The sequence below is a fragment of the Nguyenibacter vanlangensis genome (assembly GCF_038719015.1).
GTDB classification, from domain to species: Bacteria; Pseudomonadota; Alphaproteobacteria; order Acetobacterales; family Acetobacteraceae; genus Gluconacetobacter; species Gluconacetobacter vanlangensis.
On the sequence record NZ_CP152276.1, the window covers coordinates 559,421 to 581,720 of the forward strand.

General features: G+C 68.7%; 21 protein-coding genes. 6 read left to right on the plus strand and 15 right to left on the minus strand.

What is annotated here, in order from left to right:
• Positions 1-27: 27 nt before the first annotated feature.
• Positions 28-555 carry a CinA family protein gene (locus AAC691_RS02625; RefSeq protein ID WP_408904562.1) on the plus strand — a complete coding sequence of 176 codons (528 nt, stop codon included), beginning with the start codon at positions 28-30 and terminating at the stop codon, positions 553-555.
• 205 nt (positions 556-760) lie between these two features.
• Here the strand turns inward: AAC691_RS02625 and aqpZ are convergent, their stop codons facing one another.
• From aqpZ to AAC691_RS02695, 14 genes are all read right to left on the minus strand, one after another.
• On the minus strand, positions 761-1,492 hold the full coding sequence (gene aqpZ / locus AAC691_RS02630) for an aquaporin Z (RefSeq protein WP_342628848.1): 732 nt from the start codon (positions 1,490-1,492) through the stop codon (positions 761-763).
• Positions 1,493-1,845: 353 nt separating this feature from the next.
• Positions 1,846-2,136, minus strand: a complete 291-nt coding sequence (locus AAC691_RS02635; RefSeq protein ID WP_342628849.1) for a hypothetical protein — start codon at positions 2,134-2,136, stop codon at positions 1,846-1,848.
• Positions 2,137-2,261: 125 nt separating this feature from the next.
• Positions 2,262-2,756, minus strand: coding sequence for a type II toxin-antitoxin system RatA family toxin (locus tag AAC691_RS02640; protein WP_323991068.1), 495 nt, complete (start codon positions 2,754-2,756; stop codon positions 2,262-2,264).
• Positions 2,756-3,760, minus strand: a complete 1,005-nt coding sequence (lipA, locus tag AAC691_RS02645) for a lipoyl synthase (RefSeq protein WP_323991069.1) — start codon at positions 3,758-3,760, stop codon at positions 2,756-2,758. The genes AAC691_RS02640 and lipA overlap by 1 nt, the downstream gene beginning before the upstream one ends.
• A gap of 229 nt (positions 3,761-3,989) precedes the next feature.
• A complete protein-coding gene (gene lpdA / locus AAC691_RS02650; protein ID WP_342628850.1) occupies positions 3,990-5,399 on the minus strand; it encodes a dihydrolipoyl dehydrogenase in 1,410 nt (469 codons plus the stop codon).
• A gap of 225 nt (positions 5,400-5,624) precedes the next feature.
• On the minus strand, positions 5,625-6,905 hold the full coding sequence (locus tag AAC691_RS02655; protein WP_342628851.1) for a pyruvate dehydrogenase complex dihydrolipoamide acetyltransferase: 1,281 nt from the start codon (positions 6,903-6,905) through the stop codon (positions 5,625-5,627).
• A 15-nt stretch (positions 6,906-6,920) separates the two neighbouring features.
• Positions 6,921-8,264, minus strand: a complete 1,344-nt coding sequence (locus AAC691_RS02660; RefSeq protein ID WP_342628852.1) for a pyruvate dehydrogenase complex E1 component subunit beta — start codon at positions 8,262-8,264, stop codon at positions 6,921-6,923.
• A gap of 4 nt (positions 8,265-8,268) precedes the next feature.
• On the minus strand, positions 8,269-9,279 hold the full coding sequence (gene pdhA, locus AAC691_RS02665; RefSeq protein WP_176641226.1) for a pyruvate dehydrogenase (acetyl-transferring) E1 component subunit alpha: 1,011 nt from the start codon (positions 9,277-9,279) through the stop codon (positions 8,269-8,271).
• 153 nt (positions 9,280-9,432) lie between these two features.
• On the minus strand, positions 9,433-9,948 hold the full coding sequence (moaC, locus tag AAC691_RS02670; RefSeq protein WP_342628853.1) for a cyclic pyranopterin monophosphate synthase MoaC: 516 nt from the start codon (positions 9,946-9,948) through the stop codon (positions 9,433-9,435).
• 2 nt (positions 9,949-9,950) lie between these two features.
• Positions 9,951-10,802 (minus strand): indole-3-glycerol phosphate synthase TrpC, encoded by an 852-nt coding sequence (gene trpC / locus AAC691_RS02675; protein ID WP_176641483.1) that lies wholly within the window; start codon positions 10,800-10,802, stop codon positions 9,951-9,953.
• A gap of 8 nt (positions 10,803-10,810) precedes the next feature.
• Complete coding sequence (gene trpD / locus AAC691_RS02680) at positions 10,811-11,998, minus strand: anthranilate phosphoribosyltransferase (RefSeq protein WP_342628854.1); 1,188 nt, start codon at positions 11,996-11,998, stop codon at positions 10,811-10,813.
• A 7-nt stretch (positions 11,999-12,005) separates the two neighbouring features.
• Positions 12,006-12,602: an aminodeoxychorismate/anthranilate synthase component II gene (locus AAC691_RS02685; protein ID WP_342628855.1), complete on the minus strand. Its 597-nt coding sequence runs from the start codon at positions 12,600-12,602 to the stop codon at positions 12,006-12,008.
• 144 nt (positions 12,603-12,746) lie between these two features.
• Complete coding sequence (gene trpE / locus AAC691_RS02690; RefSeq protein WP_342628856.1) at positions 12,747-14,327, minus strand: anthranilate synthase component I; 1,581 nt, start codon at positions 14,325-14,327, stop codon at positions 12,747-12,749.
• The gene (locus AAC691_RS02695) at positions 14,324-16,255 is read right to left on the minus strand and encodes a peptidyl-prolyl cis-trans isomerase (protein WP_342628857.1); all 1,932 of its coding nucleotides are present in this window, start codon (positions 16,253-16,255) and stop codon (positions 14,324-14,326) included. The genes trpE and AAC691_RS02695 overlap by 4 nt, the downstream gene beginning before the upstream one ends.
• A gap of 255 nt (positions 16,256-16,510) precedes the next feature.
• On the opposite strand from AAC691_RS02695, the gene tpiA reads away from it, so the two are divergent.
• From tpiA to kdsA, 4 genes are all read left to right on the plus strand, one after another.
• Positions 16,511-17,254, plus strand: coding sequence for a triose-phosphate isomerase (tpiA, locus tag AAC691_RS02700; protein ID WP_176640278.1), 744 nt, complete (start codon positions 16,511-16,513; stop codon positions 17,252-17,254).
• Positions 17,255-17,289: 35 nt separating this feature from the next.
• The gene (gene secG / locus AAC691_RS02705) at positions 17,290-17,631 is read left to right on the plus strand and encodes a preprotein translocase subunit SecG (RefSeq protein ID WP_342628858.1); all 342 of its coding nucleotides are present in this window, start codon (positions 17,290-17,292) and stop codon (positions 17,629-17,631) included.
• Between the two features lie 147 nt (positions 17,632-17,778).
• A complete protein-coding gene (locus AAC691_RS02710) occupies positions 17,779-19,410 on the plus strand; it encodes a CTP synthase (RefSeq protein WP_176640276.1) in 1,632 nt (543 codons plus the stop codon).
• A complete protein-coding gene (gene kdsA, locus AAC691_RS02715) occupies positions 19,407-20,237 on the plus strand; it encodes a 3-deoxy-8-phosphooctulonate synthase (RefSeq protein ID WP_176640275.1) in 831 nt (276 codons plus the stop codon). Before AAC691_RS02710 ends, kdsA begins: the two co-directional genes overlap by 4 nt.
• An 18-nt stretch (positions 20,238-20,255) precedes the next feature.
• Here the strand turns inward: kdsA and AAC691_RS02720 are convergent, their stop codons facing one another.
• Positions 20,256-20,756 carry a DUF3429 domain-containing protein gene (locus AAC691_RS02720; protein ID WP_342628859.1) on the minus strand — a complete coding sequence of 167 codons (501 nt, stop codon included), beginning with the start codon at positions 20,754-20,756 and terminating at the stop codon, positions 20,256-20,258.
• Positions 20,757-20,943: 187 nt separating this feature from the next.
• On the opposite strand from AAC691_RS02720, the gene eno reads away from it, so the two are divergent.
• Positions 20,944-22,224, plus strand: a complete 1,281-nt coding sequence (gene eno / locus AAC691_RS02725) for a phosphopyruvate hydratase (RefSeq protein WP_342628860.1) — start codon at positions 20,944-20,946, stop codon at positions 22,222-22,224.
• Positions 22,225-22,300: the final 76 nt, after the last annotated feature.

Genomic DNA, 22,300 nt, shown 5'->3' on the forward strand with positions numbered 1-22,300 from the left:
ATGACGGATCATCGAGGGAGCTGGAGCATGGACATGGTGCTGGATGCGGCGGTGCTGGCGCAGGCGGCCCGGATCCTGGCGGTGCTGGGGGATGCGGGGCTGCGCGTGGTGACGGCCGAGAGCTGTACCGGCGGGCTGGTCGCCGGGGCGCTGACGCAGCATGGCGGATCGTCCGATATGGTCGAGGGCGGGTTCGTGACCTATTCCAACGACATGAAGATGGCCGTGCTGGGCGTGCCGCGCATGCTGCTGGAGCGCCATGGCGCGGTCAGCGCCGAAGTGGCCGGGGTGATGGCCGAGGGCGCGCTGGCCCGCGCGGAGAAGGCCGACATCGCGGTGGCGATTACCGGCATTGCCGGCCCGGGCGGCGGATCGGCGGCCAAGCCGGTCGGGCTGGTCTGGTTCGGCGTGGCCGCCCGCCGGGGCGGCACCCGCGTGGTGTCCGGCCGGTTCGACGGGGACCGGGGAGCGGTGCGACGCCAGGCGGTGGCGCGGGCGCTGGAGCTGGTCGGAGATTGTGCGGCGTCGTGGGGGAGCGTGCGGCCGGACGTCTGATACCAATCCACTTGAGACATTGACCGTTTGGAAGACAGGTCGGGCTCTGCCCGAACCCGGCAGGGGTCACAGACCCCTGCACCCCATTACCCCCAGTTATATTGATAAATAATCGGTTTCCAAAGGCACTGCCTTTGGCGGGGTTCGGGGCAGCGCCCCGAAAAAGAGAGAACGAGACGATTAATCATAACACGTTTGGGGCGCGTCAGGCGGCGGCCGGTGTCTCGGGCGGTGCGGTGTCGAGCGGGGCGATGTCCGGCGCGATGAGCCTGCGCCAGACCAGCGCGCCGAGCGCGGCCCCGGCCAGGGGGGCGAGCCAGAAGAGCCAGAGCTGGCCCAGGGCCCCGGTCTGCGCGAAGAAGGCCACGGCGGTGGAGCGGGCCGGATTGACCGACGTGTTGGTGACCGGGATCGACACCAGGTGGATCACGGTGAGGGCGAGCCCGATGGCCAGGGGCGCGACGCCCACGGGGGCCGTGTCGGCGGTGGCGCCCAGGATCACGAGGACGAAGAAGCCGGTCAGCGTGACCTCGCACACCAGGGCGGAGAACAGGCCGTAATGGCCGGGCGACAATGCGCCATAGCCGTTCGACGCGAAGCCGCCCGCCGCGAAATCGGGAGCGCCGGATGCGATGACATAGAGGATGATCGCCCCGGCGAGGCCGCCGAAGACCTGGGCGACCCAGTACGGCACCAGGTCGGTCCAGGCGATGCGCCCGGCGACCGCGAGGCCGAGCGTGACGGCCGGGTTGAAATGGCCGCCGGAGATGCCGCCGACGGCATAGGCCATGGTCAGCACCGTGAGCCCGAAGGCCAGGGCGACGCCGAGGAAACCGATGCCGTGAAGCGGAAAGGCGGCGGCGAGGACGGCGCTGCCGCACCCCCCGAGCACGAGCCAGAACGTACCGAAAAACTCGGCGGCGAGTCTTCTGACCATTGGCCCCTCCTTGCGGTTTTTTCTTTTGTCGGAGCGTCTTCGGCGGCGTGCGCCACGGCCCTTTATCGCCGGATGATCGCGCGAGTTCCCGCGACACTTACCGCCGGGGTGCTGCAGGGGCGGCCACGCGCGGCACGGGGCGGGCCGCGCGTGGCCGCCCCGTGACCGGACCGGCCGGGTGGCCAGCCGAGCGGATCGACCGGCCGGACAATCGGCCAAACAATCGACCGGGCAATCGGCCGGACGATCGACCGGGCAATCGACCGGGCAATCGGGTCAAATCATAGTCCCGGGCGAACCGGTCGCGGCGCCGGGCCTGCTGAGCCTCCGGGCCAGTCGGTGTCAGTTGCGGCTCATTGGGGGGCCGTCGGGGGCGGCATGGCGGGGGCGGCCGCGGCGGGGGGCGCGGTTTCGCCCGTGCCGGCCGGGACGGCGGGCGTGGTGGCGGGGGGCGTTTCCGGCGCGGAAGGCTGCATGCCCGCGCGGGCCTTGGCGAGGCTTTGCTTGTTCAGGTCCTCGGTCGTGGCGGACCCTTTCGTCATTTTGGAGCCCATATGGCCTTTGTGGTGGTGGTGCGCGGCGTAGGCCGGGGCGGTGGCCAGCATCGCCGAGGCGATGATCGCGGCGCCGGTGGACATCTTCATCAGACTTGCTCCTTTATCTGGGATGCGCCTGGCAGGGGGGACGGGCGGACCAGGCGCGTGGCGTCACGATGGCCTCCGCCTTCCCTGCGCTGGCCATCCCGGCGCCGACGGACACGCAACGCCGGTCAGATGCCAGGAGTTCCAGCGGGTTGCGCGCGAGGGGATTGGCCGAGCGCCGCCTGGCCGGCGGGCGGGCCGTAGACGTCGCGGGCGCGGCGGATGAAGGCCGAGACCATCAGGCGTACCGCCTCGTTGAACACCACGCCGATCGCGGCCTGGAGCAGGCGGGAATGGAATTCGAAATCGACGAAGAAATCGACCAGGCAGCCCCGTTCGTCGGGCGTGAAGGTCCAGACATTGTTCAGATAGCGGAAGGGCCCCTTCTCGTAGCGCACGCCGATGCGTCCGGGACGGTCGAGGGTCACGCGGCTGGTGAAGCTCTCGCGGAACGGGCCGAAGCCGATCGTCAGGTCCGCGACCAGTTCGGTGGCCGTCTGGGTGCGGACCCGCGCATTGACGCACCAGGGCAGGAAGAGCGGGTATTTGCCGACATCGGCCACCAGGTCGAATAATTGTTCCGCCGAATAGGCGATGAGACGGCGTTCCGCGTGGGTCGGCATCAGGAGGGCTCCGCCCTGGAATCCTGGTCGGAGACCGCGCCGCCGCCCAGGCGCGCCGCGCGCGCGGCGCGCAGTTCGGCGAAGTCGGAATCGGCGTGGTAGGAGGAACGGGTCAGCGGCGAGGCGCTGACCTGCAGGAAGCCCTTGGCGCGGGCCATGGCCGCGTAGTCGGCGAATTCGTCGGGCGTGACGAAATGCCGCACGGCGGCATGCTTGGCCGTCGGCTGCAGATACTGCCCCATCGTGATGAAATCGACGTCGGCGACGCGCAGATCGTCCATGACCTGCAGGATTTCGGGCCGTTCCTCGCCCAGTCCGACCATCAGGCCGGATTTGGTGAAGATCGACGGATCGAGGCGCTTGACGTCGTCGAGCAGGCGCAGCGACTGGTAATAGCGCGCGCCCGGCCGGATGGAGGGATAGAGCCGCGGCACGGTTTCGAGATTATGGTTGAACACGTCGGGCCGCGCGGCCACCACGACGTCGAGCGCGCCGGGCTTGCGCAGGAAATCGGGGGTGAGGATTTCGATCGTGGTGCCGGGCGACGCGGCGCGGATCGCCGTGATGACGCGGGCGAAATGACGGGCCCCGCCATCGGGCAGGTCGTCGCGATCGACCGAGGTGACGACCACGTGGCGCAGCCCGAGCGTCGCGACAGCGTGGGCGACGCGGTCGGGCTCGCCGTCGTCGAGCGGGTTGGGCAGGCCGGTGGCGACGTTGCAGAAGGCGCAGGCGCGGGTGCAGATCTCGCCCATGATCATCATGGTGGCGTGGCGCTGCGACCAGCATTCGCCGATATTCGGGCAGGCCGCTTCCTCGCACACCGTGACCAGCTTCTGCTCGCGCATCAGGGCCCGGGTTTCGTGATAGACCGGGTGGTTGGGCGCGCGGACCCTGATCCAGTCCGGCTTGCGCGCGATCGGGTTGTCGGGGCGGTGCGCCTTTTCGGGATGGCGGACGGGGGCGCCGCCCTTTCTATGGTCGATCAGCAGGCGCGTGGACATGGCGGCGGATCCCGGAGAACAACAGACAGCCAGAAGTGGAACGGCGCGGACGGGGCGTCAAGCGATCATGCCCCCTGCCCGCGTCGCGCCGATCACAAGCACCGGAGCCCTTGGCACCGAAGCCCTTGGTACCGGAGCCCTGGGCACCGGAGCCCCTGCCCCGCCGCGCGCGGCGCGGAGGGGACGCGGAAACGGGACCCGGGGACGAGGCGCAGGCCGGGGGAACGGATCAGATATGCAGCGCCCCGTCATAGGCCGCGAGCACGGCCTCGTGCATCGTCTCGGAGATGGTCGGATGCGGGAAGATGGTTTCCTTCAGCTCGGCCTCGGTCAGTTCGGAGGTCCGGGCGATGGCGTAGCCCTGGATCATTTCCGTGACTTCGGCGCCGATCATGTGCGCGCCCAGCAATTCGCCGGTCTCGGCGTCGAAGACGGTCTTGACCAGGCCCTCGGGCTCGCCCATCGCGATGGCCTTGCCGTTGCCGATGAAGGGGAAGCGCCCGACGCGGACCTTGCGCCCGGTCGCCTTCGCGCGGGCCTCGGTCAGGCCGACCGACGCGACCTGCGGGCTGCAATAGGTGCAGCCCGGGACGTTGGCCGGGTCGATCGGGTGGACGTGGCGGCCGGCGATGGCCTCGACGCACAGCACGCCCTCGTGGCTGGCCTTGTGCGCCAGCCAGGGCGGGCCGGCCAGGTCGCCGATCGCGTAGACGCCCGGCTCGCCGGTGCGGCAGTGGGAGTCGATCGTGACATGGGTGCGGTCGATCTGTACCGCGGTGCCTTCCAGGCCGAGATTTTCCACATTGCCGACGATGCCGACCGCCGAGATGACGCGGTCGACCGTGATCTCCTGCGTCTTGCCGCCGGCCTCGACCGAAAGGGTGACGCTGTCGGCGTTCTTGCGGATCGCGCCGATCTTCGCGCTGGTCAGGAGGGTCATGCCCTGCTTGGCGAATGCCTTGTGGGCCAGCGCGCTGATCTCCTCGTCCTCGACCGGCAGGATGCGGTCGAGCACTTCGACGACCGTCACCTCGGCGCCCATGTTGCGGTAGAAGGAGGCGAATTCGATGCCGATCGCGCCCGAGCCCACCACCAGCAGGCTCTTGGGCATGGCGGTGGGCACCATGGCCTCGCGATAGGACCAGATCAGCCTGCCGTCGGGTTCGAGCCCCGGCAGGATCCGGGCGCGGGCGCCCGTCGCCAGGATGACGTGCGGCGCGGTCAGGGTCGCGACCGGATTGCCGTCCTTGGTGATTGCGACCTTGCGGCGCGTGCCATCCGTGCCGTCCAGCCTGCCGAACCCGTCGAAGACCGCGACCTTGTTCTTCTTGAGCAGGTGGGCGACGCCGGCCGAAAGCTGGCCCGCGACCTTGCGCGAGCGCTTGACCACCTTGTCGAGGTCGAAGCGGATATTGTCGGCGCTGAAGCCGAATTCGCCGAGATGATGCAGCAAATGGTTGATTTCGGAGGACCGCAGCAGCGCCTTGGTGGGGATGCAGCCCCAGTTGAGGCAGATGCCCCCGAGATGGTTGGCCTCGACCACCGCGGTGCTGAGGCCGAGCTGGGCGGCGCGGATCGCGGCGACATAGCCGCCGGGGCCGCCGCCGACGACGATGATGTCGAATTCTGTCTTGCTCATGAATCTAATCCCCGGAGCGGTGTGGCCGGGCCCGCGGGCCCGACCGCACGCCAGTATCCCGATTCCGAAATCCGCACGTGAATCCTGGAATCAAAAGGACACTGGAATCAATGTTCTAGTCTCCTGCCCTTCGGGCAGGACAAATATTCTAGTCTCCTGCCCTTCGGGCAGGACGCGGGGCGCCTCATGACCGCGCGTCATGATTGCGCGTCGTGACGATGGGCGTCAGACCACCAGGCTGAGCGGCGATTCGACGATCGCGCGGAAGGCCGAGACCCATTCCGCGGCGAGCGCGCCATCGACCACGCGATGATCGACCGACAGGGTGACGGTCATCACCGTCGCGACCGCGACCGCGCCGCCTTTGACCACGGCGCGCTTCTCGCCGGCCGCGATCGCCAGGATGGCGGCCTGCGGCGGGTTGATGATGGCCGAGAATTCCTTGACCCCGAACATGCCCATGTTGGAGATCGAGAAGGAACCGCCCTGGAATTCCTGAGGCTTGAGCTTGCCGGCGCGGGCGCGGGCGATCAGGTCCCTGGCCTCGGCGCTGATCTCGCGCAGCGACTTGCGGTCGGCATTGCGCAGGATCGGCGTGATCAGCCCGTCGGGCACCGAGACGGCGATCGAGACGTCGACATCGTCATAGAGGATCGTCGCGTCCTCGGTATAGGACGCGTTGACCTTGGGCACGCGGCGCAGGGTCAGCGCCGCCGCCTTGATCAGCATGTCGTTGACCGACAGCTTGAAGGCGTCGGGGCCTTCGGCGGGGGATGCGGCGTTGAGCCGGGCGCGCAGGTCGAGCAGCGCATCGAGTTCGACATCCACCGCCACGTAGAAATGCGGAATGGTCGATTTGGCCTCGGTCAGCCGGCGGGCGATGACCTTGCGCATCGTCGAGTTCGGCACCGCCTGGTGCGGGGCGGTGATTCCGGCGGCAGATGGGGCGGCCGGCGGGGCGGATGGGGCGGCAGGCGCGGGCTTGGCGGCCGCCGCCGGAATGGCGGGGGCGGCTTCGACGTCGCGCCGCACGATGCGGCCGTTCGGGCCGGTGCCGGTGATGCCGGCCAGGTCGATGCCCTTCTGCGCCGCGATGCGGCGGGCCAGGGGGGATGCGAAGATGCGCGCCCCGGCGGGCGCGGGAGAGATTGCGGCCGGTGCCGGTGCCGGTGTCGGTGCTGCCGCCGGAACCGGAGCGGCCGGGGCGGAGGCGGCCGGCGCGGCGGGCGTTGCCGAAGCGGGCGCGGTTTCGGGGACGGCCTCGCCCTCGGCCACCAGGACGGCGATCGGGTCGTTGACCTTGACGCCTTCGGTGCCCTCGGTGACCAGGATGCGGCCGAGCGTGCCCTCGTCGACGGCTTCGACTTCCATCGTCGCCTTGTCGGTCTCGATCTCGGCGATCACGTCGCCGGACTGGATCGCGTCGCCTTCCTTCTTCAGCCAGCGGGCGAGCTTGCCCTCGGTCATGGTGGGCGACAAAGCGGGCATCAGGATATTCACGGACATCGTGCTGCTGCTCCTTCAGACCAGCTTGCGGACCGCATCCACCACCCAGGCCGGGTTGGGAAGGGCCAGTTTTTCAAGATTGGCGGCGAAGGGCATCGGCACGTCCGCGCCCGCGACCCGGGCCGGCGGGGCGTCGAGATAATCGAAGGCGTGTTCGATGACCTGCATCGAGACTTCCGCCCCAATGCCGGCGAAGGGCCAGCCCTCCTCGACGCAGACCAGGCGCGCGGTCTTCTTCACGCTTTCGACGATGGTCGCGGTATCCAGCGGCCGGATGGTGCGCAGATTGATCACCTCGGCCTCGATCCCCTGTTCGGCCAGGATGGCGGCGGCTTCGAGCGCCGTGCCGACCATGATCGAGAAGGCGACGATGGTGACGTCGCTGCCGGCGCGCTCGACCTTCGCGCGGCCGATCGGCAGGATGAAATCCTCGTCCACCGGGCAGGGGAATTTATGGCCGTAGAGGATTTCGTTTTCCAGCACCACGACCGGGTTCGGGTCGCGGATGGCGGCGCGCAGCAGGCCCTTGGCGTCGGCCGAGGACCAGGGGGCGACGACCTTGAGCCCCGGGACGTGGCCGTACCAACTGGCATAGCATTGCGAATGCTGGGCGCCGACGCGCGAGGCGGCGCCGTTCGGACCGCGGAAGACGATCGGGCACGAGACCTGGCCGCCCGACATGTAGCGGGTCTTGGCGGCGGAATTGATGATCTGGTCGATCGCCTGCATGGCGAAATTCATGGTCATGAATTCGACGATCGGCTTGAGCCCGGTGAAGGCCGCGCCCACCGCCATGCCGGTGAAGCCGTGTTCGGTGATCGGGGTGTCGATCACCCGCTTCTCGCCGAATTCGTCGAGCAGGCCCTGCGAGACCTTGTACGCGCCCTGGTACTGGGCGACTTCCTCGCCGATCAGGAAGACGTCCGGGTCGCGGCGCAGTTCGGCGGCCATGGCGTCGCGCAGCGCCTCGCGCACCGTGATCTCGGCGGTTTCGCCCCATTCCTTCTCGGGCGCGGCGGCGGGGGCCGGCGGGGCGGCCAGGGAGGGGGCTTCGGGCGCGCGGGCGGCGGGAGCCGGGGCCGGCTGGGAGGCCGGGGATGGCGCGGGGGCGGCGGCGCCGTTGGTCTTCAGCGTGGCGATCGGCGTGTTGACCGCGACGTTCTCGGTCCCTTCGGCCACCAGGATGTCACCCAGCGTGCCCTCGTCGACGGCCTCGACCTCCATCGTCGCCTTGTCGGTCTCGATCTCGGCGATCACGTCGCCGGCGGCGATCGGATCGCCGCTGTTCTTCAGCCAGCGCGCGAGCTTGCCCTCGGTCATGGTCGGCGAGAGGGCGGGCATCAGGATCTGTGTCGTCATGGGTTCAGCCTTCCACCAGCACGTCGGTCCACAATTCGGACGGATCGGGCTCGGGGCTGCCCTGCGCGAAATCGGCGGCGTCCACAACCACGGCCTTGACCTTGTCCTCGATCGATTTCAGTTCGTCCTCGGCGACGCCCAGGGCGAGCAATTCGTGCCGGACCCGGTCGATCGGGTCATGATGCTTGCGCATTTCGTCGACTTCGGTGCGGGGACGGTATTTGGCCGGGTCGGACATCGAGTGGCCGCGATAGCGGTAGGTCGACATTTCAAGCAGGAACGGGCCCTTGCCCTGCCGGCAATGGGCGATCGCCTCGCGTGCCGCGTCGCGCACGGCCTCGACATCCATGCCGTCGACCTTGCGGCCCGGGATGCCCCAGGGTTCGCCGTTGCGCCACAATTCCTTGGACGCCGAAGCACGCTCGACGCTGGTGCCCATGCCGTACTGATTGTTCTCGATCACGAAGACGCAGGGCAGCTTGTGCAGGGCGGCGAGGTTGAAGCTTTCATAGACCTGGCCCTGGTTGGACGCGCCCTCGCCGAAATAGGTGACCGAGACTTCGTCCGTGCCGCGATATTTGTTGGCGAAGGCCAGGCCGATGCCCAGCGAGACCTGGGCGCCGACGATGCCGTGGCCGCCATAGAAATGTTTTTCGGTCGAGAACATGTGCATCGACCCGCCCTTGCCGCGGGAATAGCCGCCCTCGCGCCCCGTCAGTTCGGCCATGACGCCGCGCGGATCCATGCCGGCCGCCAGCATCTGGCCGTGGTCGCGGTAGGAGGTGATGATCTTGTCGCCGTGCTTGAGTTCCATCTGCACGCCGACGACGACCGCTTCCTGGCCGATATAGAGGTGACAGAAGCCGCCGATCAGCCCCATGCCGTAGAGCTGGCCGGCCCGTTCCTCGAACCGGCGGATCAGCACCATGTCGTGGAAGGCGCGCTGCAGGTCGTCCTTGCCCATGGACGGCGCGTTGCGTCCGGCCTCGGTCTTGGGTTTGCGAATTTCGCCCATTCTGAAACGTTTCCCTCTTTATTGTTATGACGGAATTGTTAAGACGACGTGGTCGTTATGACGGAGCCGATCGCGGGACCGGGTCACCGGCGGGCCGGGCGGGGCCCCGAGGCCGGTGAGCGGCCGCCGGCGTGCCGTCCGGCGGGTCGCGCGTCATTCCGTCTGTTTCGATAATGCGCCCGCCCCCGCTCTTTCATAGGGGCCGGAACGCCCGCCCGTCTTGCGCACCAGGCATATCGCCTCGATCGTCATGTCGCGGTCGACGGCCTTGCACATGTCGTAGAGGGTCAGCGCCGCCACGCTGACCGCGGTCAGAGCCTCCATTTCGACGCCGGTCTGTCCGGTGGTGCCGACATGGGCCGCGATCTCGACCCCTGCCCCGTCGGCGGCGGCCGCCAGTTCGACCCGGACCGACGTCAGGGGCAGCGGATGGCAGAGCGGGACCAGGTCGGCGGTCTTCTTGGCCGCCATGATGCCGGCGATCCGCGAGACGGCGAGCACGTCGCCCTTGGGCACGCCGCCGGAAAGGATGAGGGCCAGGGTTTCGGGCCGCATCGTCACGCGGCCGCGGGCTGTGGCCTGGCGCACGGTCGCCGGCTTGGCGGACACGTCCACCATCACGGCGTGGCCGCCGGCGTCGAGATGGGAGAGTTCGGCCGCTGCCGCCATGTTCAGGCGGGACCGAGCAGCGCGCGGGCCGCGTCGCCGGGAGAGGGCTGGCGCAGCAGGCTCTCGCCGACCAGGAATCCGCTGGCGCCGATCTCGCTGAGCCGGACGACGTCCTCATGCGTGCGGATTCCGCTTTCGGAGACGACGATCCGGTCGGGCGGCACCAGGGGGGTGAGTTGGATCGTTGTCTCAAGATCAGTCTTCAATGTCTTGAGATTGCGGTTATTTATGCCGATCAGCGACGTGTCCAGGGCCAGGGCCCGGTTCAGTTCGGCTTCGTCATGCACCTCGACCAGAACGTCCATGTCCAGGCCGCGGGCGATATCGAGCAGTTCCGATGCCTCGGTATCGGTCAGGGCGGCCATGATCAGCAGGATGCAGTCGGCGCCGATGATGCGGCTTTCATGGACCTGCCACGGGTCGAGGATGAAATCCTTGCGCAGGATCGGCAGGCGGCTGGCCTCGCGCACCCGCTGGAGGTCCTCCGCACAGCCATGGAAGCATGACCCCTCGGTCAGGACGGAGAGGCAGGCGGCGCCGGCTTTCTCGTAGTCGGCGGCGATGCCGGCGGGGTCGTATTCGGGGCGGAGGATGCCGGCGGAGGGCGAGGCCTTCTTGATTTCCGCGATCAGGCCGATCTGGCGATCGGCGGTGCGCTGCTTGAGCGCCTGGCCGAACCCGCGGGTGGGGGTATCGACCTCACGCGCGCGGGCGACGATGTCCTTCAGCGGCGTGATGGTGGCGCGCTGGGCGACATCCACGCGCGTCCGGGCGCAAATTCGGGCCAGGACGTCCGGAAGGACATCCGGGTCGGGGACGGTACCGCAATCGGCATGAACCTGATTCGTCGGCATGTCGGTCATCATACGCTCTGTATACTCTCCTCCGCGCTGCCCGGCCGGGGGGCGCGTGCGGAATTCAATGCGGCCAGTGCCGATCCGTCATCGAGGACGCGGGCGGCGTCGGCAACCAGGGCACGCAGGGCGTCCGTTCTGATCGCCCCATCGTGAAGCACTTCACCCCGGCCCGCAACGTGCAACGATATGGCGGCGTTCAGCAGCACCGTGTCGCGATAGGCGCCGTGCGCTCCGCCCAGCAGGGCCGCCAGGGCGCGGGCGTTCTCGGCCGGGTCGCCGCCGGCGATCGCCGCGATCGGCGCCGCGCGCAGGCCGGCATCCTCGGGCTGGAGGGTCAGTTCATGGATCCGGCCGTCCTGCAGCGCCACGATGTCGGTCGGGCCGGCCAGGGTGAGTTCGTCCACGCCCCTGCCCGGCTGCGCGCCGCGGTTTTCGCCGCAGTTCCCGTGGACCGCCCAGACGCGTTCCGAGCCGAGGTCGCGGAGTGTCTCGACGACCGGGCGAAGCCAGGACGGGTCGTACACCCCGATGAGCTGGCGCCTGACCCCGGCCGGGTTGCTGAGCGGCCCGACCAGGTTGAACAGGGTGCGGATGCCCAGCGCGGCGCGCACCGGCGCGGCATGGCGCATGGCAGGGTGATGGGCCGGCGCCGCCAGGAAGGCCAGATGGTCGTGCGTGATCCGCGCGGCGATCAGCGCGGGATCGTCGGACAGCGGCACGCCCAGTTCACCCAGCACGTCGGTGGCGCCGGAGCGCGAGGAGAGCGCGCGGTTGCCGTGCTTGGCCACCGGCACGCCGAGCGCGGCCAGGACGAAGGCCACGGCGGTCGAGATATTCAATGTGCCCAGCCCGTCGCCGCCCGTGCCGCAGACGTCGATCGTGCCGGCGGGTACCGGGCCGACCCGGCGCATGCGCGCCCGCATGGCGCGGACCGCGCCCAGCAATTCGGCGGGCCGCTCGCCACGGACGCGCAGCGCCATCAGGAAGGCGGCGATCAGCGTGTCGGGGATCGCGCCGTCCATGATGAGGCCGAAGACCGTCTCGGCCTCGGCCTCGGTCAGGATGTCGCCGCGGGCCAGCCGGTCCAGGATGGCGCGGAAGGCGCCGGCGGGGTCGGGAGCCGGAGAATGGGTGGCCGGGGAAGCTGCCGCCGGAGGGGGAGAGTCTGCCGAAAGGGGCGGAATGCCGTCCATGGGCGGGTCAGGCGGCCTTGCGGGGCGCGTTGCGCCCGCGGACGATGGCCATGAAATTGGCCAGGATGTCGTGGCCGTGTTCGGACGCGATGCTTTCGGGATGGAACTGGACGCCGAAGATGGGCAGCGTGCGGTGGCGGAGCCCCATGATCACCCCGTCCTGCGTGTGCGCGACCGGGGCGAGTTCGTCCGGCAGGCTGGAGGGGTCGATCGTGAGGCTGTGATAGCGGGTGGCCATGAACGGGTCGGGCAGTCCCGCGAACACCCCGCTGCCGTCGTGATGGACGGCGCTGACCTTGCCGTGCATCGGGACAGGGGCGCGGACGACGGTGCCGCCGAAGACCTGGCCGATCGCCTGGTGGCCCAGGCAGACCCCGAAGACGGGAACCCGGCCGGCGGCCTTGCGGATCAGGTCGCAGCAGATCCCGGCCTCGTTGGGCGAACAGGGGCCGGGCGACAGGACGATCGCCTCGGGCCGCAGGGCCAGCGCGTCCTCGGACGTCAGAGCGTCGTTGCGGCGGACGTCGCAGACCTCCCCCAGGTCGCCCAGATAATGGACGAGATTGAAGGTGAAGCTGTCGTAATTGTCGATCAGCAGGATCATGGCAATATGATGAACTCGTGTTTCGGCCCGGTCAAACGGCAGATCCGAATTTAACCGAAATAATCTTTGACGTGCAAAAAGCGGGAGTTTGTTGCGCTCATCCGGGCCGGTTGCGCAATTTTGTGACGGGTTGCGGGTGCTGCGTCATCCTGCCCCGCCATGCCCCGCCGCGGTTCCATTGCGACCCAGGGCGAACTGAACTGCTTCCTCGGCGGCGCGGAACAGGGCGCGGGCCTTGTGGCGGGTTTCCTCATATTCGGCTTCGGGTACGCTGTCGGCGACGACGCCGCAGCCGGCCTGCACGTGCATCTGGCCGTCCTTGACCACGGCCATGCGCAGCCCGATGCAGGTATCCATCTCGCCGTTCGCGCCGAAATAGCCGATGCAGCCGGCATAGGTGGCGCGGCGGGTCGGTTCGACCTCGTCGATGATCTCCATCGCGCGGATCTTCGGCGCGCCGGTCAGCGTGCCGGCCGGGAAGCCGGCGATCAGCGCGTCGATGGCCTCGAGCCCCGGGCGGAGCGTGCCCTCGACGTTCGAGGAGATGTGCATGACGTGGCTGAAACGCTCGATGACGAATTTCTCGGTCACCTTGACCGAACCGATCTCGCAGACGCGGCCGACATCGTTGCGGCCGAGATCGATCAGCATCAGGTGTTCGGCCAGTTCCTTGGGATCGGCGAGCAGGTCGCGTTCGAGGGCCTGGTCTTCCTCGGGCGTGGCGCCGCGGGGGCGGGTGCCGGCCAGCGGGCGGACGGTCATGCGGCCGTCGCGCAGGCGCACCAGGATTTCCGGCGAGGAGCCGACCAGGCTGAACCCGTCGAACGCCAGGTTGAACAGGAACGGCGCGGGGTTGATGCGGCGCAGCGCGCGGTAGAGCGCGAGCGGCGGCAGGGTGAAGGACGTGGAGAAACGCTGGCTGGGCACGACCTGGAAGGCGTCGCCGGCGGCGATGTAGTCCTGGATGCGCCGGACGGCGTCGCAGAACGCGTCCCTGGTGAAGGTCGAATGCGGCGGGTCGAGCGGGCCGGTATAGCGTGGCGCGATCTCGTGCAGGGCCAGCGGTTCGGACAGGCTCTGTCGCGCGGTGGCCAGCAGGTCCTGCGCGGCCTGCAGCGCCTGTTCGGGCGCATGCCCGGCGCGGGGGCGGATCGGCGCCGCCAGGGTCAGTTCGTCGCGCACCGTGTCGAAGACCGCGAACAGGCGGGGGCGGATCATCACGCCTTCGGGCAGATGGAGGTCGTCGGGCGGCATGTGGGGCAGATGTTCCATCTGCCGGACCATGTCGTAGCCCAGATAGCCGAACAGGCCGCCGATCATCGGCGGCAGGCCGGCCGGAAGCGCCATGCGGGAATCGCGGATGACGGCGCGCAGCGAATCGAGCGGTGCGGCCGCCGCCGGGGTGAAGGCGGCCGGGTCCGTGTCGGCGGTCGCGTTGATCGCGGCGTGGCCGCCATGGCAGCGCCAGATCAGGTCGGGCAGCAGGCCGATGACCGAGTAGCGGCCGCGGGCGACGCCGCCCTCGACGCTTTCGAACAGGAAGGCATTGCGCGGGGCGTCGGTTTCGGTCGCGCCGGCCAGGCGGGCGAGGCGCATATAGGCGGAGACCGGGGTGAGCAGGTCCGCGGCCTCGACGCTCCACAGGATCGCGGCGCGTCCCTGGCCGAGTGCGGACAGGATCTCGTCGCCGCCGGAGGCGGGCGAAAGAGCGGGCGCGGTCGTCACGGGCTGGACTCTCCGGCGCCGCTCGGACCGGCCACGGAGGACAGGACCGTATTCAGCGCGCTGGCATTGATCTTGGGTTTGGCGGATTTCTGCAGCGCCATGGCGTAGGCGATGCCGATATCGTCCTGCATCGACTGGCTGAGGCCCGTGCGGATGCGCTGCATCTCCATCGGCTGGGCCGCCGGGTCGGGCTGGGTGATGGCCGTGAGGGTCGCGACATAGAATCCGTCCGGTTGGTCGAGCATCACCGTCTGTCCCGTCCTGGGGAGGCGGAAGACGAGCTGGGCCAGTTCGGGCGGCACATTCTCGACCGGCCGGGTGCGGGTCAGCGGCGCGGGGTGCTCGACCTGCTGCCCCGGCGCCGCGGCCGCCGCCACGCCGCCGCGACCCTTGGCCGTCAGGTAGAGCGAGGTGGCCTGGAGGTCGGCGGCGTGGCGGCGGGCCGCGTCCAGCCAGGCCGCGCGGACGCTGTCGCCGACGGTGTCGAAGGGCTGGAGCCGGCCGGGGGTGACCGTGTCGACCGCGACGGCGTACCAGCCATTGTCCGGGCCTTGCACCAGTGTCGGGTTGGCGCCTTTCGCCTGGCTGAAGATTCGCGCCGCGATCGCCTGGCGCAGGGCGTCGGAGGCGGGGATCGGGGCCGGCGTGCCGTCGGGCGTGCGGCCCTGGGCGTCCAGCGTGCCGGCGATGGCGACGGCGCCGAGATTGTCGGGGATATGGTCCAGGCCGCCGCCGGCGATCGCGTCCTGCAATTTCTGGACGCGGGGACCGACGAGCGCGCCGGCCTGGGCATGGGCGATCTGGTCGCGCAGTTCGGTCCGGGCGGCGGCGAAATCGGTGTCGTGGGGCGGCGTTACCTGCGTCACCTTGAAGATGACCCAGCCGGTGTCGGTCTGGCTGGGACCCTGCAGCGCGTTCGCGGGGGCCGCGAAGACCAGTCTGGCCAGGGCCGGGGACGGGATCGCGCTTTCGCGCACGCTGTTCATTTCCACCGTGGCGCTGTCCTTGGCGCCGGCCTGGAGTGTCGCCCAGTCGGCGCCGGACTGCCACTGCGCCGCGATGGCCTGGGCGCGGGCCTGGCTGGGGGCGGTGACGATCTGCACGTCGCGGGTTTCGGGCACGTGGTATTTCGCCTGTTCCGAATCATAGAGCTTGCGCAGCTCGGTGTCGGGGATCTCGATCGAGCGGGCGACCGTGTCGGGGGACAGGATGACGATCCGGGCGTGGCGGTATTCCGGCGCGCGGAAGAGCCACGGGTGGTTGTCATAATAACGGTGCAACTGAGCCGCGTCGGGGGTTGGCGCCGGCTGGTCGCCGTCGAGCACGCGCACCAGGTCGATGGTGCGGGCCTGTGCGTCGAAAGCGAAGGCGCGGCGGACCAGGATGTCGGGGGCGGTGGCGCCGCCCTGGAGCGGCTCGGCCAGGCCGCGCACGGCGATGTCCTGGCGCACCAGGTCCAGCAGGCGGGATTCGGTCATGCCGATCTGGCGCAGGCGGGCGTCGAAGAGGCTGCGGTCGAAGCGGCCGTCCGTGCCCTTGAAGACCTGCATGCCGAAGATTTCGTCGCGGACCGCCGCGTCGGGCACGATCAGCTTGAGCCGGTCGGCCGCGCGCACCATCTCGGATTGCATGAGCAGGCGCTGCAGGGCCTGCTGCGCCACCTGCCGGCGGGTCGCGGGCGGGAGTTGCGACGGATCGGTGACGCCGAACTGTCGGGCCGTCTGCTGCAGTTCGTTCTGCGTGGCGGAGAGCAGGGCGTCCGTGGTGATCGTCTGGTCGCCGATGCGGGCGACGACGTCGGCGCGTTCGCTGCCCATGTTCGTCAGCACGTCGCCGACTCCCCATCCGACGAAGGCGAGGAAGAGCAGGCCGGCAATGATGCGGCCCAGCCAGGAATCGACGAGAACACGGCGGAGGAAGGAAATCATGAAATCCAGGGTCCGGACGAGAGCGGCTTGAGGCGTGCGGCCGCGCGCGGCCACCTTTTCGGCGGGGCACCATAGGGATACCGTTGCCGCTTGACCAGAACCCTGTTCACGGCCGCGCCAGCAGGGGCTTTGCGGCATTGCACCATGCGCGGCCGCATGGTGTAGGGTATCAGAACCTGGTCGGCCTTCCCCCTGAAAAGACGAGACCGCCGGCGGCCGGGTGGAAGGGCGGCGTTGGCACAGGATGGGAACATTATGAGGCAGATGGTCGTCGGCAACTGGAAGATGCATGGGCTGAGTGCCGCGTCGCGCGATCTGGTCGGGGCGATCGCCGACGGGCTGGGCGCCATTCCCTCGCCGCCGCAGGTCGTCGTCTGTCCGCCTTTTACCCAACTGGCCCTGCTGGCGCCGATCCTGAAGGGAAGCGGGATCGCGCTGGGGGCGCAGGATTGCCATCAGGCGCCGATGGGCGCGCATACCGGCGACGTGTCGGCGCCCATGCTGGCCGAACTGGGTGTCGAATATGTCATCCTGGGGCATTCCGAGCGGCGGCGCGACCATGGGGAGCTGGACGAGACGGTGCGCGAGAAGGCCCAGGCGGCGATGGCGGCGGGGCTGACGCCGATCGTCTGCGTGGGCGAGAACGGCGACCAGAAGGCGGCGGGCGAGGATCGCGACGCGATCGGCTGGCAGATCAAGGGGTCGCTGCCCGACGGGTTTTCGGGGATCGTGGCCTATGAACCGGTATGGGCCATCGGGTCGGGCGTGCCGGCGTCGCGACAGGACATCGCGGACATGATGGGCTTTATCCGCGCGGAACTGGTCCGGCAGTTCGGCGCGGCTGGAAAAACCATGCGGATCCTCTATGGTGGGTCGGTGAATGCGCGCGACGCCGCGAGCATCCTGCCCATCGCGGAGGTCGGCGGCGCGCTGGTCGGTACTGCGAGTCTGCAGGCCGAGACGTTCCTGCCGATTGTCCGGGCCGCCGTGGATCTGTAAACGGTCGGTCTGCTGCGTGTTATCTGGAAGCTAGTATGATCACCGTCCTTCTTTTTCTGCATCTGTTCGTGACCCTGGCGCTGATCGGGACAGTCCTGATCCAGCGTAGCGAGGGGGGCGGCCTGGGAATCGGCGGCAGCCAGGGCATGGGGGCGTTCATGTCCGGGCGGGGGACGGCGAACCTGCTGACGCGCACGACCGCGATCCTGGCCGGGATCTTCATGCTTCTGTCGCTGACCCTGGCGGTGATGAATCGCGGGGCCTCGACCGGCGGTGGCCATGACATCCTGGCCCAGCCGCCCGCGCCGGCCGGCGTTCCGGCCCCTGCCCCTGCTCCGGCTTCCACCCCTGCTCCGGCGCCCGCGCCGACGCGCTGAACGGGGCGAACGGATCGGAATGGCCGCTCCCGCCGGTCGGCGGGGGCGGCCATTTTGTTTATATTCTTCTATTCTTCTCGGGCGGGTGGCGATGGGGCCGGATATAGGCTTTCCACCATGACGGGAAACGGTGTAGGAAGGCGCTCCATGACGCGGTTTGTATTCATCACTGGCGGCGTGGTTTCCTCTCTCGGTAAAGGCATTGCCTCGGCAGCCCTGGCGGCGCTGCTGCAGGCGCGCGGATACCGGGTTCGGCTGCGCAAGCTCGATCCTTATCTGAACGTCGATCCGGGCACCATGAGCCCGTATCAGCATGGCGAAGTCTTCGTGACCGACGATGGCGCGGAGACGGACCTGGACCTGGGCCATTACGAGCGCTTTACGGGCGTGCATGCGACCCGGGCCGACAATGCCACGACGGGCCAGATCTATTCCGACGTGATCGCGCGCGAGCGGCGCGGCGATTACCTGGGAGCGACCGTCCAGGTCATTCCCCACATTACCGACGCCATCAAGGAAGCGGTGGTCGCCGGGACCGATGCGCTGGATTTCGTGCTGGTCGAGATCGGCGGCACGGTGGGCGATATCGAGAGCCTGCCGTTCCTGGAGGCGATCCGGCAGTTGCGCAACGATCTGGGCGCCGGCACGACGATGTTCGTGCACCTGACCCTGCTGCCGTGGATTCCCTCGGCGGGCGAGCTGAAGACGAAGCCGACGCAGCATTCCGTCAAGGAACTGCAGAATGTCGGCATCCAGCCGCAGATGCTGCTGTGCCGGTCGGACCGGCCGATTCCCGATACCGAGCGGCGCAAGATCGCCAATTTCTGCAATGTGCGGCCAGAGGCCGTGATCGCGGCGCTGGATGTCGACACGATCTATGCCTGCCCGATTTCGTACCATGCCGAGGGCATGGACACCGAGGTGTTGCGCCATTTCGGCCTGCCCCATGACCAGGAACCGGACCTGACGGCGTGGAAGAACGTGCTGGAGGCGATGCGCCATCCCGAGGGCGAGGTGCGCATCGCGGTGGTCGGGAAATATACCGCGCTGCTGGATGCCTATAAGTCGCTGATCGAGGCGCTGCAGCATGGCGGCATCGCGAATCGGGTGCGGGTGAAGCTGGACTGGGTGGAGGCCGAGATCTTCGAGAAATCGGAGACCGCGATCGAGGCGCTGCGCGACGCGCATGCGATTCTGGTGCCCGGCGGATTCGGCGAGCGCGGGGCGGAGGGCAAGATCCAGGCCGTGCGGTTTGCGCGCGAGCACCGGATTCCGTTCCTGGGCATCTGTTTCGGGATGCAGATGGCCGTCATCGAATGCGCGCGGAACCTGGCGGGCCTGCCCGATGCGTCGTCGACCGAATTCGGGCCGACCCCGGAGCCGCTGGTGGGGCTGATGACCGAATGGGCCCGCGGCAACGAGCTGCTGCGCCGCCGCGAAGGCGGGGAAATGGGTGGGACGATGCGCCTGGGCGCCTATCCCGCCAAGCTGGCCGAGGGGTCGCGGGTGGCCGGGATCTATGGCAAGACCGAGATCCGCGAGCGGCATCGCCATCGCTATGAGGTCAATGTCCATTACCGTGCGGTGCTGGAAGAGGCCGGGCTGAAATTCTCGGGCATGTCGCCGGACGACATCCTGCCGGAAGTGGTGGAATATCCGGATCATCCCTGGTTCGTCGCCGTGCAGTATCATCCTGAATTGCTGTCCAAGCCGTTCGATCCGCACCCGCTCTTCTCGGGCTTCGTCGGGGCGGCCGTGAAGAAGATGCGTCTGGTATGAGCCATTCAAGATCCGTTTCGGTCGGCGAACTGGTCGTCGGCAATGATCGTCCGCTGGTGCTGATCGCGGGGCCCTGCCAGATCGAATCCGAATCGCATGCGATGGAGATGGCCGGGGCGCTGGACGGCATCGCCCGGGAGTGCGGGATCGGGGTGATCTATAAAAGTTCGTTCGACAAGGCGAACCGTACCAGCCTGGGCAGCGCGCGCGGTGTCGGCATGGCGAAGGGGCTGGAGATCCTGGCGCGGGTGCGCGAGCGGTTCGGCATGCCGGTGCTGACCGACGTGCATGCGGCCGAGCAATGCGCGCCGGTGGCCGAGGCGGTCGACGTGCTGCAGATCCCGGCCTTTCTGTGCCGGCAGACCGACCTGCTGCTGGCCGCGGGCGAGACCGGGGCTGCGATCAACGTCAAGAAGGGCCAGTTCCTGGCGCCGTGGGACATGAAGAATGTCGCGGCGAAGATCGCCTCGACCGGCAATGAGCGCATCATGCTGTGCGAGCGGGGCACCAGCTTCGGCTACAACACGCTGGTCAACGACATGCGCGGCCTGCCGATCATGGGCGAGACCGGCTATCCGGTCGTGTATGACGCGACCCATTCCGTCCAGCAGCCGGGCGGGCTGGGCGGCGCGTCGGGCGGGCAGCGGGAATTTGCCCCGGTGCTGGCGCGCGCGGCGGTCGCGATCGGGGTGGCGGCGGTCTTTATCGAGACCCATGAGGACCCGGACCGCGCGCCCAGCGACGGGCCGAACATGATCCCGATCGGCGAGATGAAGGATCTGGTGACCCGCCTGCTGCGCTTCGACCGGCTGGCGAAGGGCGGCTGAGCGGGTGCCGTGCCGCTGTCATGCCAGGCGGGTCAGGACGATGAGCGCCAGGCATGACAGGGTGACGGCGGTGATCCACAGGCGCAGGGCGAGATAGCCGGACGGGAGTTCGCCCCGGCGCCAGGCCGCGCGTTCGGCCGCGAACAGGCCGCCGAATCCGGCCATCAGGATGATGAGGCCGGCGACGGCGTGGCCCATATAGAGTATCTGGATGCCCAGCCAGGCGACCGGCAGCGGGATGGCGCCGGTCAGCAGGCGGCGCGTGTCGGCGGACGCGGTGCCGGATGCGGCGAGCAGGACCGGCCGGTCGAGGGCAAGCCCCCAATGGACCGCGCCGCCGAATGCGAGAAGCAGGCCGCAATAGGCGGCGAGCGCCATCATCGGCCCCGATGCGGCCCCCGTTCCGGCGCCCGGCGCGGGCTGGCCGGCGGGGAAAAAAATGACCCCGGCGCCGAACAGCAGGGCGGGCGCGGGGCTGGCGATCGCCAGAATGATGGCCAGGAGCGGCAGGCGCTTCATGTTCTTCTCCGTTTCGTGCTGCTATGATCCTGCCCGTGACCGGAAACGACCCCACCATAGCGGCTTCGGCCGGCGGAGCGACGCGTCCTGTCCCTGTCCGTACGCGGGAGGGAGGGAGCCGGTCGCCGTTGCGCATCCTGACAGACGCCGCGACGGCCCAATATCCACATAATGAGGAAGCAGACCCATGAGTGCTATCGTCGATATCATTGCGCGTGAGATCCTGGACAGCCGCGGCAATCCCACCGTCGAGGTCGATGTCGAGCTGGCGTCCGGCGCGCAGGGACGGGCCGCGGTGCCGTCGGGCGCCTCGACCGGCGCGCATGAGGCGGTCGAGCTGCGCGACGGCGACAAGTCGCGCTTCGGCGGCAAGGGCGTGCTGAAGGCCGCCGAGAATGTCGAGAAGGAGATCCTGGAGGCGCTGCAGGGCGTCGAATCCATGGACCAGGTCGCGATCGACGAGGCGATGATCGACCTGGACGGCACGCCGAACAAGGGGCGCCTGGGTGCCAACGCCATCCTGGCCGTGTCGCTGGCGGTGGCCAAGGCGTCGGCCGAGGAATTGCAGATCCCGCTCTATCGCTATGTCGGCGGGGTCTATGCCCGCACGCTGCCGGTGCCGATGATGAACATCGTCAATGGCGGCCAGCATGCCGACAACCCGATCGACATTCAGGAATTCATGATCCAGCCGGTGGGCGCGCCGACCTTCGCCGATGCGGTGCGCGTGGGCTCGGAGATCTTCGCCCAGTTGAAGAAGAACCTGTCGGCGGCCGGGCACAACACCAATGTCGGCGACGAGGGCGGCTTTGCCCCCGGTCTGAAATCGGCCGACGAGGCGCTGGGCTTCATCACCAAGGCGGTCGAGGCGGCGGGCTATCGCCCCGGCGACGATGTGACGTTCGCCCTGGATTGCGCGTCGACCGAGTTCTATCGCGACGGCCGCTATGTGATGGAAGGCGAAGGCAAGACCCTGGATTCGGCCGGCATGGTGGCCTATCTGGCCGACCTGGCCGCGCGCTATCCGATCGTGTCGATCGAGGACGGGCTGGCCGAGGACGATTGGGAAGGCTGGGCCGCGCTGACCGCCGCGCTGGGCAAGACGGTGCAACTGGTGGGTGACGATCTGTTCGTGACCAATCCGGAGCGGCTGCGCCGCGGCATCAAGGCCGGCATCGCCAATTCGCTGCTGGTGAAGGTGAACCAGATCGGCACGCTGAGCGAGACGCTGGAAGCCGTCGAGATGGCGCAGCGCGCGGGCTATACCGCCGTGATGAGCCATCGTTCGGGCGAGACCGAGGATTCGACGATCGCCGACCTGGCGGTGGCGACCAATTGCGGGCAGATCAAGACCGGGTCGCTGTCGCGGTCGGACCGCACGGCGAAATACAACCAACTGATCCGCATCGAGAACGAGCTGGCCACGGCGGCCCGTTATGCGGGCCGGACGATCCTGAAGACGGCCTGAACGGCCTGAAGGGCAAAAAATACCGCGATCCGGCGCGTCCGGCGGGAAATTCTGTTTTCCGCCAGCGCCGGATCGG

Bases quoted from the DNA above. Each gene is read 5' to 3' on its own strand.
- AAC691_RS02625 (WP_408904562.1), top strand. From the start codon at position 28: ATGGACATGGTGCTGGATGCGGCGGTGCTGGCGCAGGCGGCCCGGATC.
- aqpZ (WP_342628848.1), bottom strand. From the start codon at position 1,492: ATGGTCAGAAGACTCGCCGCCGAGTTTTTCGGTACGTTCTGGCTCGTG.
- AAC691_RS02635 (WP_342628849.1), bottom strand. From the start codon at position 2,136: ATGAAGATGTCCACCGGCGCCGCGATCATCGCCTCGGCGATGCTGGCC.
- AAC691_RS02640 (WP_323991068.1), bottom strand. From the start codon at position 2,756: ATGCCGACCCACGCGGAACGCCGTCTCATCGCCTATTCGGCGGAACAA.
- lipA (WP_323991069.1), bottom strand. From the start codon at position 3,760: ATGTCCACGCGCCTGCTGATCGACCATAGAAAGGGCGGCGCCCCCGTC.
- lpdA (WP_342628850.1), bottom strand. From the start codon at position 5,399: ATGAGCAAGACAGAATTCGACATCATCGTCGTCGGCGGCGGCCCCGGC.
- AAC691_RS02655 (WP_342628851.1), bottom strand. From the start codon at position 6,905: ATGTCCGTGAATATCCTGATGCCCGCTTTGTCGCCCACCATGACCGAG.
- AAC691_RS02660 (WP_342628852.1), bottom strand. From the start codon at position 8,264: ATGACGACACAGATCCTGATGCCCGCCCTCTCGCCGACCATGACCGAG.
- pdhA (WP_176641226.1), bottom strand. From the start codon at position 9,279: ATGGGCGAAATTCGCAAACCCAAGACCGAGGCCGGACGCAACGCGCCG.
- moaC (WP_342628853.1), bottom strand. From the start codon at position 9,948: ATGGCGGCAGCGGCCGAACTCTCCCATCTCGACGCCGGCGGCCACGCC.
- trpC (WP_176641483.1), bottom strand. From the start codon at position 10,802: ATGCCGACGAATCAGGTTCATGCCGATTGCGGTACCGTCCCCGACCCG.
- trpD (WP_342628854.1), bottom strand. From the start codon at position 11,998: ATGGACGGCATTCCGCCCCTTTCGGCAGACTCTCCCCCTCCGGCGGCA.
- AAC691_RS02685 (WP_342628855.1), bottom strand. From the start codon at position 12,602: ATGATCCTGCTGATCGACAATTACGACAGCTTCACCTTCAATCTCGTC.
- AAC691_RS02695 (WP_342628857.1), bottom strand. From the start codon at position 16,255: ATGATTTCCTTCCTCCGCCGTGTTCTCGTCGATTCCTGGCTGGGCCGC.
- tpiA (WP_176640278.1), top strand. From the start codon at position 16,511: ATGAGGCAGATGGTCGTCGGCAACTGGAAGATGCATGGGCTGAGTGCC.
- secG (WP_342628858.1), top strand. From the start codon at position 17,290: ATGATCACCGTCCTTCTTTTTCTGCATCTGTTCGTGACCCTGGCGCTG.
- AAC691_RS02710 (WP_176640276.1), top strand. From the start codon at position 17,779: ATGACGCGGTTTGTATTCATCACTGGCGGCGTGGTTTCCTCTCTCGGT.
- kdsA (WP_176640275.1), top strand. From the start codon at position 19,407: ATGAGCCATTCAAGATCCGTTTCGGTCGGCGAACTGGTCGTCGGCAAT.
- AAC691_RS02720 (WP_342628859.1), bottom strand. From the start codon at position 20,756: ATGAAGCGCCTGCCGCTCCTGGCCATCATTCTGGCGATCGCCAGCCCC.
- eno (WP_342628860.1), top strand. From the start codon at position 20,944: ATGAGTGCTATCGTCGATATCATTGCGCGTGAGATCCTGGACAGCCGC.